Annotated in this window: 11 protein-coding genes; 7 read left to right on the top strand and 4 right to left on the bottom strand. The window is 38.5% G+C overall.

The window, feature by feature from the left end:
• Positions 1–28: 28 nt before the first annotated feature.
• Entirely contained in the window at positions 29–169 is a 141-nt protein-coding gene (locus CK510_RS32840) for a hypothetical protein (protein WP_211293213.1), read from the bottom strand.
• A 27-nt stretch (positions 170–196) separates the two neighbouring features.
• Between CK510_RS32840 and CK510_RS17150 the strand changes: the two genes are divergently transcribed.
• The 5 genes from CK510_RS17150 to CK510_RS17130 all read left to right on the top strand — a co-directional run bounded on the left by CK510_RS17150 (position 197) and on the right by CK510_RS17130 (position 6,545).
• The gene (locus CK510_RS17150; RefSeq protein WP_095722870.1) at positions 197–1,582 is read left to right on the top strand and encodes a 3' terminal RNA ribose 2'-O-methyltransferase Hen1; all 1,386 of its coding nucleotides are present in this window, start codon (positions 197–199) and stop codon (positions 1,580–1,582) included.
• Positions 1,583–1,612: 30 nt separating this feature from the next.
• The gene (locus tag CK510_RS17145) at positions 1,613–2,062 is read left to right on the top strand and encodes an ATP-binding protein (RefSeq protein WP_095722869.1); all 450 of its coding nucleotides are present in this window, start codon (positions 1,613–1,615) and stop codon (positions 2,060–2,062) included.
• Positions 2,052–2,846, top strand: coding sequence for a tRNA(His) guanylyltransferase Thg1 family protein (locus CK510_RS17140; protein ID WP_095722868.1), 795 nt, complete (start codon positions 2,052–2,054; stop codon positions 2,844–2,846). The genes CK510_RS17145 and CK510_RS17140 overlap by 11 nt, the downstream gene beginning before the upstream one ends.
• Before the next feature lie 36 nt (positions 2,847–2,882).
• Positions 2,883–5,459, top strand: coding sequence for a polynucleotide kinase-phosphatase (locus tag CK510_RS17135; RefSeq protein ID WP_095722867.1), 2,577 nt, complete (start codon positions 2,883–2,885; stop codon positions 5,457–5,459).
• Positions 5,460–5,741: 282 nt separating this feature from the next.
• Positions 5,742–6,545, top strand: a complete 804-nt coding sequence (locus CK510_RS17130; RefSeq protein WP_095722866.1) for a hypothetical protein — start codon at positions 5,742–5,744, stop codon at positions 6,543–6,545.
• Positions 6,546–6,679: 134 nt separating this feature from the next.
• On the opposite strand, the gene rppB is transcribed toward CK510_RS17130, so the two are convergent.
• The 3 genes from rppB to CK510_RS17115 form a co-directional block, all read right to left on the bottom strand.
• Positions 6,680–8,056: a two-component system sensor histidine kinase RppB gene (rppB, locus tag CK510_RS17125; protein ID WP_095722865.1), complete on the bottom strand. Its 1,377-nt coding sequence runs from the start codon at positions 8,054–8,056 to the stop codon at positions 6,680–6,682.
• Positions 8,043–8,747 carry a two-component system response regulator RppA gene (rppA, locus tag CK510_RS17120; RefSeq protein ID WP_095722864.1) on the bottom strand — a complete coding sequence of 235 codons (705 nt, stop codon included), beginning with the start codon at positions 8,745–8,747 and terminating at the stop codon, positions 8,043–8,045. Before rppA ends, rppB begins: the two co-directional genes overlap by 14 nt.
• An 89-nt stretch (positions 8,748–8,836) precedes the next feature.
• The gene (locus CK510_RS17115) at positions 8,837–9,325 is read right to left on the bottom strand and encodes a DUF2808 domain-containing protein (protein ID WP_095722863.1); all 489 of its coding nucleotides are present in this window, start codon (positions 9,323–9,325) and stop codon (positions 8,837–8,839) included.
• Positions 9,326–9,543: 218 nt separating this feature from the next.
• Here CK510_RS17115 and CK510_RS17110 point away from each other — a divergent pair, with 218 nt between their 5' ends.
• Both CK510_RS17110 and CK510_RS17105 read left to right on the top strand, forming a co-directional pair.
• Positions 9,544–9,738 (top strand): heavy-metal-associated domain-containing protein, encoded by a 195-nt coding sequence (locus CK510_RS17110; protein ID WP_095722862.1) that lies wholly within the window; start codon positions 9,544–9,546, stop codon positions 9,736–9,738.
• Positions 9,739–9,822: 84 nt separating this feature from the next.
• The gene (locus tag CK510_RS17105; protein ID WP_095722861.1) at positions 9,823–12,108 is read left to right on the top strand and encodes a heavy metal translocating P-type ATPase; all 2,286 of its coding nucleotides are present in this window, start codon (positions 9,823–9,825) and stop codon (positions 12,106–12,108) included.
• Positions 12,109–12,451: the final 343 nt, after the last annotated feature.

The raw sequence follows: 12,451 nt of genomic DNA, 5'->3' as shown, positions 1-12,451 counted from the left end.
TGATTGCGGAGCTTACTGTAGGTATCGTCTAAAATAACCGTAGATTGAAAAGTGCGATCGCAGTTTCTAATTTTAATGGTGAGAAAGGATTGATTTTTTGTAATATTTTTTCCCGTAAAACTTTATTTTCCGTAAAAGAATAGGTTACAACTGTAGAAAATAAAAACAAAACCGACGTGAACCGTCTTGAAAGTTCATGCTACTAACAATTTCTACCACAAACCAACCAGCAACTGACTTAGGTTATTTGCTCCACAAACATCCCGATAAGTGTCAATCATTTCCTCTCTCTTTCGGGAAAGCACATATTTTTTATCCCGAAGCTAGCGAAACCCTTTGTACAGCAGCGCTACTACTGGATATCAACCCCATCAAACTAGTACGGGGAAGGGGAGCAACCCTAGAACATTATGTTACAGATAGACCATATGTAGCTTCGTCATTCCTTAGTGTAGCAATGTCCCACGTCTTCAGTACGGCAATGGGAGGAAGATGTAAAGATAAACCCGAACTTGTCCAAACTCCCATACCCTTGACGGCAAAAATGAGTGTTGTTCCCTGTTGGGGAGGGGAAGAAATTCTCCGGGAATTATTTGAACCACTTGGTTATACCGTCATTGCAGAAAACCACCAACTCGATGAGAAATTTCCCGAATGGGGAAACAGTAAATACTACACAGTCGAACTCGCAAATACGATTCCGTTATCAGAACTTCTCAGTCATCTCTACGTACTTATTCCCGTTCTTGATGACGAAAAACACTACTGGGTAGGGGAAGACGAAGTTGAAAAATTGTTACGTCATGGTGAAGGTTGGTTAAATACCCATCCAGCTAAGGAAAAAATTACCAGTCGCTACCTCAAACGTCGCGGAAACCTTACCCGTCAAGCATTAGCACAACTTGCAGAAACAGATAATTTTGACCCTGATGCGATCGCACTCGCACAAACGGAAGAAGAGATTGCGATCGAGAAACCGTTGAGTTTAAATAAACAAAGAATGCTAACGGTTGTGGATACATTGAAGGCGAATAATGTCAAACAAATAATAGATATGGGTTGCGGAGAAGGAACTCTATTACGATATTTGTTAAAGGAATTATGCTTTGATAAAATCGCTGGTGTAGATGTTTCTTACCGGGCTTTGGAAATTGCCAAGGAACGAATAGATAAGTTACATTTACCTCGAAATCAATGGGAAAAATTACAGATTTTTCAAGGTGCATTAACCTATCAAGATAAGCGGTTTAAAAATTATGATGCGGTAACTTTAATTGAAGTTATTGAACATCTGGATTTACCCCGTTTAAGTTCATTGGAAAGAGTAATTTTTGAATTTTCCCATCCTAAGCTAGTAATAGTTACTACACCAAATATTGAATACAACATCAAATTTGAAAACCTGAGTGCAGGGAAATTAAGACATAAAGACCATCGTTTTGAATGGACAAGGGTAGAATTTGAAACTTGGGCAAATTTAGTTGCAGAAAAATTTGGTTATACAGTATCTTTTCAACCGATTGGTGATATTGATATGGAAGTTGGTTCTCCAACCCAAATGGCATTATTTAAACAGAATTAGGTCTCAATAATCTAGATTTAAATAATATCTATGGAAGCAATAATATTTGTCGGAATTCAAGCTTCCGGTAAATCAACGTTTTACCGAGAAAATTTTCTCAATACTCACATACGTCTCAACCTTGACATGCTCAAAACTCGTCATCGCGAACAAATATTTATCCAAGCATGTATCGAAGGTAAACAGTCATTTGTCGTAGATAATACTAATCCTACACCAGAAGAAAGAAGTCGCTATATTGCACCTGCAAAAGCAAATTATTTCCAAATTAAAGCCTATTATTTTGATTCACCCTTGGAGGAATGTAAACAACGAAATAACCAGCGCCAAGGAAAAGAAAATATTCCCCTATCTGGACTATTAGGAACACATAAAAAGTTGATATTACCAACTTGGGAAGAAGGATTTGACGCAATTTATTCTGTGAAACTCGATATTAATAACTCTTTCCAAATAGAGGAGTGGCAGCGTGAAATTTGACGAATTAGATACGAGAATGCGGGTATTTGAAACAGCCCATGACCATTGTGTATTACCGGGTTTATATGTAGTCGCAAGATTAGATGGACGTAGTTTTACACGTCTTACTAAAGAAGTGCATAAATTTAAAGCTCCCTTCGATGAAAAATTTCGAGATATGATGCTGGATACGGTAGAGCATTTAATGAATTGTGGTATTGATATTATTTACGGATATACCCAAAGCGATGAAATATCCTTACTTTTTGCCAATTATGAAGATACTTTTAGCAGGAAAGAACGTAAATTAAATTCAGTTTTAGCTGGTGAAGCTAGTGCTAAATTATCTTTACTTTTAGGAGACATTGCTTGCTTTGATTGTCGAATTTCCCAACTTCCCAATATTACCGAAGTCGTCAATTATTTTCGCTGGAGAAATGAAGACGCAAATCGGAATGCACTCAATGCTCACTGTTACTGGAGTTTGCGAGGAGATGGAAAAACTGCCAGACAAGCAACCAGTATGATGTCAGGATTATCTATAGCTGACAAAAACGAGCTTTTATTTCAACATGGAATTAATTTTAATGATTTACCAAAATGGCAAAAACGTGGCACAGGATTGTATTGGGAAGAATACGAGAAAGATGGATTTAATCCCCAAACAGAACAAAGCGTTAAAACAATTCGACGTAGAATCAAACGCGATTTAGAATTACCAATGAAAGAAGAATATAGCCAATTTATTCACACATTCCTCTCCTCCATATATTCTCAGCGAAACTCCGCGTTAACCTCAGTGTAACTTTGCGTTAAAAAACAGATTAAAACATAAAACGAAATGAAAATAACCATTCCCGAACTTTCCCTAATCATATTAATCGGTGCATCTGGCTCCGGAAAATCTACATTTGCCCGCAACTATTTCCAACAATTTGAAGTCATCTCATCAGACTTTTGTCGTGGTTTAGTATCAGATGATGAAAATAATCAATCAGCATCAAAAGACGCTTTCGAGCTACTCCATTACATCGTTGCCAAAAGACTCGCAACAGGAAAATTAACCGTAATTGATGCCACCAACGTCCAACCAGAAGATAGAAAAGAATATATTAAACTAGCACGGGAATATCATTTCTTATCAGTTGCGATCGCACTCAATCTCCCCGAAGAAATTTGTCACCAACGAAATACCCAACGTTCAGATAGACAATTCGGTTCCCACGTAGTTAGACGACATACCCAAGCATTACGAAGAAGTTTGCGAGGATTAGAAAGAGAGGGTTTTCGCTACGTTCATATTTTAAATTCCTTGGAAGACATCAATAACCTGGAAATTGAACGTCAACCACTTTGGAATAATCGTAAATATGAAAAAGGACCATTTGATATTATTGGGGATATCCACGGATGTTGTGATGAACTCGAAAATTTATTGCAAAAACTCGGATATGTGAAAAACCCCCCTACCCAAGCAGAGGAATTCTGGAATTTTCCTACCTATTCCCATCCCGAAGGACGAAAAGCAGTATTTTTAGGTGATTTAGTCGATAGGGGAAATCGGATTCTCGATACAGTAAAACTTGTCCGTAACATGGTACAAGCGGGTACAGGTATTTGCGTTCCTGGAAATCACGAACATAAATTACTGCGAAAACTTCGGGGTAAAAATGTGCGTGTAAATCACGGTTTGGAGCAAAGTCTAGAGGAAATTGATGCTATCCCCGAAAATATCCGCGAAAACTCTATTAAAGAATTGCGGGAATTTTTCGATTCCCTAGTAAGTCACTACCTACTTGATGGTGGTAACTTAGTAGTTGCCCATGCAGGGATGAAAAAAGAAATGCAGGGAAGAGGTTCTGGAGCAGTGCGGGAATTTGCCCTGTATGGGGAAACAACGGGGGAAATTGATGAATTTGGTTTACCTGTGCGTTTTAACTGGGCGAGCGAGTACCGTGGTGATGCTATGGTAGTCTACGGACATACCCCCGTACCGGAAGCGGAATGGTTGAATAATACGATTGATATTGATACGGGTTGTGTTTTTGGTGGTAAGTTAACTGCGTTGCGCTATCCCGAAAAAGAATTGGTTTCTGTCGATGCAGCGAAAGTTTATTGCGAACCCGTCAAACCCTTGGGTATTGGTAGCAACAGAACTGCACAGCAAGAAATCGATGATGTATTGCATATCGAAGATGTCCTGGGCAAACGCATAATCAATACCCGTTTGCAGAATAATATCACCATCCGGGAAGAGAATAGCATTGCCGCACTGGAAGTCATGAGTCGGTTTGCAGCTAATCCCAAATGGTTAATTTACCTTCCCCCCACCATGTCTCCTGTGGAAACTTCCCAATTACCGGGATATTTGGAACGTCCAGAACAAGCTTTTGCCTACTACCAAAACCAAGGAATTACGGAGGTTATCTGCGAAGAAAAACATATGGGTTCCCGTGCTGTAGTTGTGGTTTGTCGTGATGAATTGGCAGCAAATCGACGTTTTGGTGTAATTAATGAAGGAATCGGGATTATTTATACCCGTACCGGAAGGAAGTTTTTCAATGACGAGAATTTGGAAACCGAATTACTAGCTCGTTTGAATACCGCACTCAGCGATAGTAACTTTTGGGAAACATTTAATACCGATTGGGTATGTCTCGACTGCGAATTACTACCTTGGACAGCAAAAGCCCAAGGATTATTAACCAAACAATATGCACCCGTGGGAATCTCATCCCGGTTAAGCTTAGGAAATGCGATCGCACTTCTTCAACAAACACAAAACCGTGGTGTAGATATATCTTCCCAACTCAACAACTACACACAACGGGCAGAAATGGCGAATTTATACGTCGATGCTTACCGTCGTTACTGCTGGAATGTCAACGATATTTCCGATATTAAATTGGCTCCATTTCATATTTTAGCAAGTGAAGGGGCAGTACATACCGATAAAACCCACATCTGGCACATGGAGGAAATCGCCAAAATTGCCCAAACAAATCCACAATTATTAATGGAAACCAACTACAGAGTTATCGATTTGACTGATATTGAGGGTAAAAACCAGGGTATTCGTTGGTGGGAACAAATGACCGCAGAAGGAGGGGAAGGAATCGTTGTAAAGCCACTAGAATATATAGTTAGGGGAAATAAGGGGATTATTCAACCAGCCGTTAAATGTCGTGGTAAAGAATATCTGCGAATAATTTATGGTGCCGAATATGACAGCCCAGAAAATTGCGATCGCTTGCGTCATCGAGGATTATCACACAAACGTTCCCTCGCCATGCGAGAATTTGCTTTGGGAGTGGAGGCATTGGAAAGATTTGTGGCAAAAAAACCCTTGCGACAGGTACACGAATGTGTATTTGGGATATTGGCATTGGAAAGCGAACCCGTCGATCCGAGGTTGTAGACTTTGGGGATGGGTTTTAGCGATCGCTATTTTTCTTTTGCGTAAATAATCGTAAAGTGGTAGTAGCTAATAATTTAGCTTCCAGAATTGAAATAATGGTTTAAGCTAAAAAGCACCTAAATCATATATCAAGGCAGGCAGGGATGCCGACCCCACAAGAAGTATAATAATTTAGATTATATGATTTAAATGCGGAACAGCTTATCTACAAGTTTAAACCAGTACTTTGAGAGTGATTCAAAGTCGATGCAATGGATAATTTACATTTTATGGGTATAAAGAATGGAAACTATAAAGCCTAAAAAAATAATTGATTTCAAACCTAAAAAAGTAATCAAAGTTGAGCCAGAGAAAACAGAAGCTACTGAATTACCTCAGCAAGAAAACTATTATCAAGCAGTTGGTATAGTTAGTGGTCGAGTAATTTTGGATAAAGAACAAGGATATCAATTAGATGTTGCGGGTAAACAGTTCCAGCTTTTCTTTAAGAAACGAGATGTTAGTGCTTGCGTTAAATTTGATGTTGTAAATAGAATCATTGTATACCCACGATTTATACATTTCCCTAAACGTGATGAAGCCGCCAAATTATCTTTTCAGGTTCTAGCAATTGAAAACGAACGTAAAGAAGGGTTATTCGAGCAATTAAAAGATAATGAGTTTTTATTGCGTGGTATTTGGCAGTTCATTCCGGTTTGTCAAACGCCAGTAATTACAATTTTGCAAAACTATAATGAAGATTTTAAGAAGCGGATTAAAAAACTTGATGATGTGAGAAAGTGTAAATTATTGAAAGCAATTCATGCACCTTTATTCTGGCGCGATGCTATCGTGAATCCTTTTAGATATCGTAAAGATTCGGAATCGCAACCTGATAAATACTTTGTTTCTATAAAAGCTCGATTAGACTTCAATCGAGAAGCATTTATGTTTGATAGCTTACTAGGGTTGCCAACGACTGAGTTACCTGAGGGCTATAGGTTATCGAAAAAGATGAAAGCTGAGGTATTGAAGGCGAAAAAACAAAGTACTACAGTGAATTTCCAGAAACCGACTACCCAGGATATCAAGTTGCGATCGCAATAGGAGGATATAGTTCAATACGGTTCAGTTAAGACTAAGCTATTCAATATTTTAAACCGCCACACGGAGTGGCTTCCGTAGGTAGGCGCAGAGAACGCCAAGGAAGAAAGGTTAAAATAAGTTGCTATACAACCTTTTCAATGAAAAATTTGAAAACCTACTTTTAGGGGTGTAATATTTAAAGGTAATTGAATTGTAAAAGTGCTACCTTTACCCAACTCACTTTCCACATTTAACTTACCTTTATTTACCCCAACTATAGCTAGTGCGATCGCTAAACCCAAACCAGAACCACCAGTACTACGAGAGCGATCGCTATTGACTCGATAAAATCGATCGAAGATACGTGGAAGCTCATTTTTAGGAATACCAATCCCTGTATCCTCCACTCGAATGACTGCGTAGTAATCAATTTTGTCTAAAAATAATGTCACCTTCCCACCTTTGGGTGTATATTGAATCCCATTTATAATCAAGTTGGAAAGTAAGCGATAAAGCTGGTCAGAATTACCAATAATATTTACAGGTTGATGTACTTGTATTACATAGGTTAATCTTACATCTGCTGTAGTTGTCATTGCGGCAAATTCCTCAACTAAATCGCTGACTATATCATTTAAACAACATAATTCCTGATGTTTAATTGGTTGTTTCTCTAAACGCGCTAACATCAGTAAATCAGTAACTAAAGTCGTCAGTCGCTGATTTTGGCGTTGTATAGTTTGTAAAATGTCTCGTGTTTCTTCTTCCTCTATTTGTGGCATTAAAAGTGCTGATTCAACTGTTGCACTTGTTGCTGCTAATGGTGTTCGTAATTCGTGTGCGGCATCGGCTGTAAATTGTTGGATTTGCCGATAGGATTGGTAAATCGGCTGCATTGCTAATCCTGACAACCACCAACTTGCAGCAGTAATCATCAACATTGCAAATGGCAACCCCAATATTAAAGTTAATTTGACACTGTTGAGATAGCGATTAAACTCTTCTAAACTACGTCCTATTTGCAGATAGCCCCAACTTTGATAATTTTGGGTATGCAAAACTACAGTGATTTGATGAAAATCTTGACCATTACTACCTTGAATAAATTGCCAAGTTTTGGAATTGAAAATAGTAGATAATCCTTGAGGATAGGAACCAGCAATAGCAATTATTTTTCCGGAATTGTCAAAAAAACGTACATAGTAATTACTTTTGGTCACTATACCTAAAAAATGGCGATGAGAGTCTAGTGGTTGTTGAATACAAATTCCCTGAATATTGCATAATTCTATATTAGGAAATAACTGCTGGGCAATTGGTGCCAAAATACCTGGTTTTGCTAATTTGAGTTCGAGACTGTCGTGTAATGTCCCAGCTACTGACTCAATTTCATTATCTAAACCAACAACATGGGCATTAAATACGGCTCGATAAAAACCAAAAGCGCATACACTTAAAATTAAACCCATGACAACAACGTAGTATAGAGCTAAACGAATACGAGTTAGTCGAAAAAGTTTATTTTGATTCATTAGTAGAATTAAATCTATATCCCAAAGCGTGCAAAGTTTCAATCGGGTTATGACAACCGCTCGAAGTTAATTTGCGACGCAGTAAACGTATTTGTGCTGCCACTACATTACTACCTGTTTCTGCATTTATTTCCCACAATTGATTGCGGATTTGGTCAGTGGTTAAAATTTGATTGGGATGCTTCATAAAATATTCCAGCAGTTGAAATTCTTTATTAGTTAAAAAAATTACCTGTTGTTCTCCAGTCTGATTTTGACTGATAATTTCACTACGACTATAATCCAAACTAAGATTACCAACAGTAAGTAATTGGGGTTGAAATTGAGGGGAACGACGTTGCAAAGCCCGCAATCTTGCCAGTAATTCTCCCATACCAAATGGTTTGACTAAGTAATCATCAGCACCAGCATCCAACCCAATAATTTTATCTTCCATCCGGTCTTTGGCAGTTAACATTAAGACAGGGAGGGAATTTCCTTGCGATCGCATTCTTTGGCACAACTCTATGCCACTGATACCGGGAAGCATCCAATCGATAATGGCGACAGTATATTCTACGGAACTATATTCTAAATATTGCCATGCTTCGGTACCATCGATAACATGATCGACTATATATTTATGTTGATTTAAGGTACGTGCGATCGCATTTCCCAAATCTGGCTCATCTTCGACTAGTAATACTCGCATATTCAAATTAGCTGACTATACCTCGGATGTAATCTATGGCTTGCGATTAGCTCTGAAATTGGTATTTGCTTATCTTTTTATATGCTTATCTATATAACACGAAATCTTGCTAAACCTATCGGTATTTCTACATTACTTCCAATAAATTTAGTAAATAGACGATAGATTGGACCATTACCCAGAAAAGGCTGTTTAACATTTTTAATATCAATTTCTAACTTACTATTAGGAGGTAAAGCTTGCTTAAAGCTAATTACTATAATCTTCTCATTTATAGAGATATTTGTATTGGCTTTCTCTATCTTATTTCCTGTGACAACAACATCACTAATTTTATTACTCCAGCTTACCGTTTCTGGGATTACGATACTAATTTGAGAGACAATTTGACTATTTTTGGGAATGTGTACCTGTAAGCTCTGTCTGACATTACTCCATTTTGTTTGAGGGAATTGAGAATTACTATCTACATGGGGAAGTTTGCCGTTATCATCATTTGCCCTGACATATCCAGAGGGGATAATTAGCATTGTGGTGATAGCACATATATTAATTATATCAATCAATAATTTCTTCATATTATTTCCTGACTGGATAAATACAGCAATGCCGAGTCTGAATAGGGGAACCTATACTTATTTTGTCAAGCAAAAATGAAATCAGGATGAAATTTTGGCTTTGCTGTGAATCTTGTTGCTGATATGGATAATTTCAAGTAAAAATCTCGTTACCCCCTTGACTCTCCAGTGGACAGGAGACTTCACAATGGGATTAGTTAGTTATTTAAAGGGTGGTTATGACACTTCAATTAAAAGTTCCCAATATGGCTTGTTCTGCTTGTGGTGAGACGATTACAGCAGCGATAAAAGCGATAGCATCTGATGCTGTGGTTGAAACTGATGCAAAAACCAAGTTAGTCAGTGTTGAAACTCAAGTATCTGAAATAGCAATCAAAGAAGCAATTATCAATGCTGGTTACTCTGTTGCGTGATGTTCTTAAATATTAGATTTCAACGCAAAGGTTCGCGGAGTTAAACGCAGAGGTTCGCGGAGTTTTTTTAGTAGGAGGTGAGAGATGGAAAGAACTACACTAAAGTTACGGGGGATGAGTTGTGCTTCTTGTGGAAGAAGTATTGAGGAAGCGATCGCTTCTGTAATCGGTGTCAATGAATGTATTGTTAATTTTGGTGCAGAATTGGCAATGGTGGAATATGACTCTGGAAAAACTAATGTAAAAGCTATCCAAGAAGCTGTAAATGAGGCTGGTTATTCTGCTTTCCCGTTGCAACAACAAAACCCCACAGCAGAGCAGGATACATTAGAAAAGCGTAGGGAATCCAGAGAAACCCGTGAATTAACCCGTAAGGTGGTTGTATCGGGAATTCTCAGTGTGATAATTGTGATTGGTTCCATACCAATGATGACAGGGTTGGATGTACCATTTATTCCTATGTGGTTACATGAATCATGGGTGCAATTGATACTCACAATCCCGATGTTTTGGTGTGGTTTATCTTTCTATACCAATGCATGGAAAGCCTTGAAACGTCATGCTGCAACGATGGATACTCTTGTGGCATTGGGAACTAGTACGGCATTTATTTATTCACTATTTCCGACCTTTTTTCCTAGTTTATTTATCTCTCAAGGTTTAAGAGCAGATGTATATTATGAAGCGTCTTCGGTGATTATTGCCTTGATTTTACTCGGTAAGTTATTAGAAAGTCGTGCAAAAAAACAAACTGGGGAAGCTATTCGTAAGTTAATAGGTTTGCAAGCAAAAACTGCCCGTTTAATTCGTAATGGACAAGAAATCGATATCCCAATAGAAGAAGTGCAAATTGATGATGTAATCTTAGTTCGTCCTGGGGAGAAGATTCCTGTAGATGGCGAGGTAGTTGATGGCACATCGACTATTGATGAATCTATGGTGACGGGTGAAAGTGTCGCGGTGAAGAAACAGCTTGGAGATGAGGTAATTGGAGCAACTATTAACAAAACTGGTAGCTTTAAATTTAAAACTACGCGAGTAGGAAAAGATACTGTTATCGCGCAAATAGTCCAACTCGTGCAACAAGCTCAAGGAAGCAAAGCACCCATACAAAGATTAGCAGACCAAGTAACCGGATTTTTTGTACCTGTAGTGATTGCGATCGCACTCCTAACTTTCATTATCTGGTTTAATATCATGGGTAATCTTGCGATCGCTTTAACTACTACAGTAGGGGTATTAATCATTGCTTGTCCTTGTGCGTTGGGTTTGGCAACTCCCACATCGGTAATGGTAGGAACGGGTAAAGGTGCAGAAAATGGTATTTTGATTAAAGGTGCTGATAGTTTGGAATTAGCCCATCAAATCAAAATAATTGTCCTCGATAAAACCGGAACTATTACCCAAGGTAAACCCACAGTTACGGATTTTATTACTGTCAACGGAACTACAAACAGTAATGAAATCAAATTATTAGAATTAGCTGCATCTGTGGAACGCAATTCTGAACATCCCCTAGCAGAAGCGGTTGTCAGATATGCCAAAACCCAAGGTCTCACATCTAATATTACATCTAATATTACATCTAATATTACGTCTAATTTCCAATCTTTAACAGGTAGTGGTGTACAGGGTATTGTTGATAACTATCTAGTACAAATTGGTACGCAACAGTGGATGTCAGAATTGGATATAAATACTCAATCTTTGGAACCAGAAAAAGAACGCTTAGAATATCTCGGAAAAACTGCAATTTACATCGCGGTTGACGGTAAAATTCAAGGATTAATGGGTATTGCTGATGCTGTTAAACCTACATCCATCCAAGCTATAAAAGCCTTGCAAAAGATGGGTTTAGAAGTAGTCATGCTCACGGGAGATAATCACCGTACAGCAGCAACCATTGCCCAGGAAGTAGGTATAAAACGTATCCTCGCTGAAGTCCGTCCCGAACAAAAAACCGCTACCGTTAAAGAGTTGCAACGAGAAGGAAAAATTGTGGCGATGGTAGGTGATGGTATAAATGATGCACCAGCACTTGCTCAAGCTGATGTAGGGATTGCCATTGGTACGGGAACAGATGTTGCGATCGCAGCTAGCGATATTACCCTAATTTCTGGTGATTTACGGGGTTTGGTGACTGCAATTCAACTTAGTCACGCAACGATTCGGAATATTCGCCAAAATCTATTTTTTGCTTTTATTTATAATGTTGCGGGAATTCCCATTGCTGCGGGTATTCTTTTCCCATTTTTCGGTTGGTTACTCAACCCAATTATTGCAGGTGCTGCGATGGCTTTTAGTTCGGTTTCCGTACTCACAAATGCTTTGCGTCTGCGTAATTTTAAACCTAATACCAATTTAATATAAAGATGTATATAAAGAACCCCACCCCTTAATCCCCTCCTCGCTCGCGAGGAGGAGAAACAAGAATTTAGTTCCCTCTACGTTCGCGCTACGGTGTACACACAAGTACCAGAATTGCCCCAAATAAAAGAACCCTACCCTAACCCTCCCCTTAGTAAGGGGAGGGAACTGGATTTATATTTTCCCCCCTTGGAAAGCAGGGCTGTTTCGTTCCCTTTTAAACAGGATTTGTCAAGATAGTTAGCGATAAATATCTAAGTAAGTGTGACGATTAAATGAACTTTTAAGCACTCACGTAGCCGTAATTTTGTTCGTTTTCTCGACACGCTGGTAACAAAATAACCAG

Source organism: Brunnivagina elsteri CCALA 953 (assembly GCF_002289455.1).
In the GTDB taxonomy this organism is placed as follows: domain Bacteria; phylum Cyanobacteriota; class Cyanobacteriia; order Cyanobacteriales; family Nostocaceae; genus Brunnivagina; species Brunnivagina elsteri.
This window is presented reverse-complemented; position numbering and strand designations above follow the sequence as displayed.

Excerpts from the sequence above, each read along its gene's own strand:
- CK510_RS17130 (WP_095722866.1), top strand. The coding sequence starts at position 5,742 with ATGGAAACTATAAAGCCTAAAAAAATAATTGATTTCAAACCTAAAAAA.
- CK510_RS17145 (WP_095722869.1), top strand. The coding sequence starts at position 1,613 with ATGGAAGCAATAATATTTGTCGGAATTCAAGCTTCCGGTAAATCAACG.
- CK510_RS17150 (WP_095722870.1), top strand. The coding sequence starts at position 197 with ATGCTACTAACAATTTCTACCACAAACCAACCAGCAACTGACTTAGGT.
- CK510_RS17110 (WP_095722862.1), top strand. The coding sequence starts at position 9,544 with ATGACACTTCAATTAAAAGTTCCCAATATGGCTTGTTCTGCTTGTGGT.
- rppB (WP_095722865.1), bottom strand. The coding sequence starts at position 8,056 with ATGAATCAAAATAAACTTTTTCGACTAACTCGTATTCGTTTAGCTCTA.
- CK510_RS17115 (WP_095722863.1), bottom strand. The coding sequence starts at position 9,325 with ATGAAGAAATTATTGATTGATATAATTAATATATGTGCTATCACCACA.
- rppA (WP_095722864.1), bottom strand. The coding sequence starts at position 8,747 with ATGCGAGTATTACTAGTCGAAGATGAGCCAGATTTGGGAAATGCGATC.
- CK510_RS17135 (WP_095722867.1), top strand. The coding sequence starts at position 2,883 with ATGAAAATAACCATTCCCGAACTTTCCCTAATCATATTAATCGGTGCA.
- CK510_RS17105 (WP_095722861.1), top strand. The coding sequence starts at position 9,823 with ATGGAAAGAACTACACTAAAGTTACGGGGGATGAGTTGTGCTTCTTGT.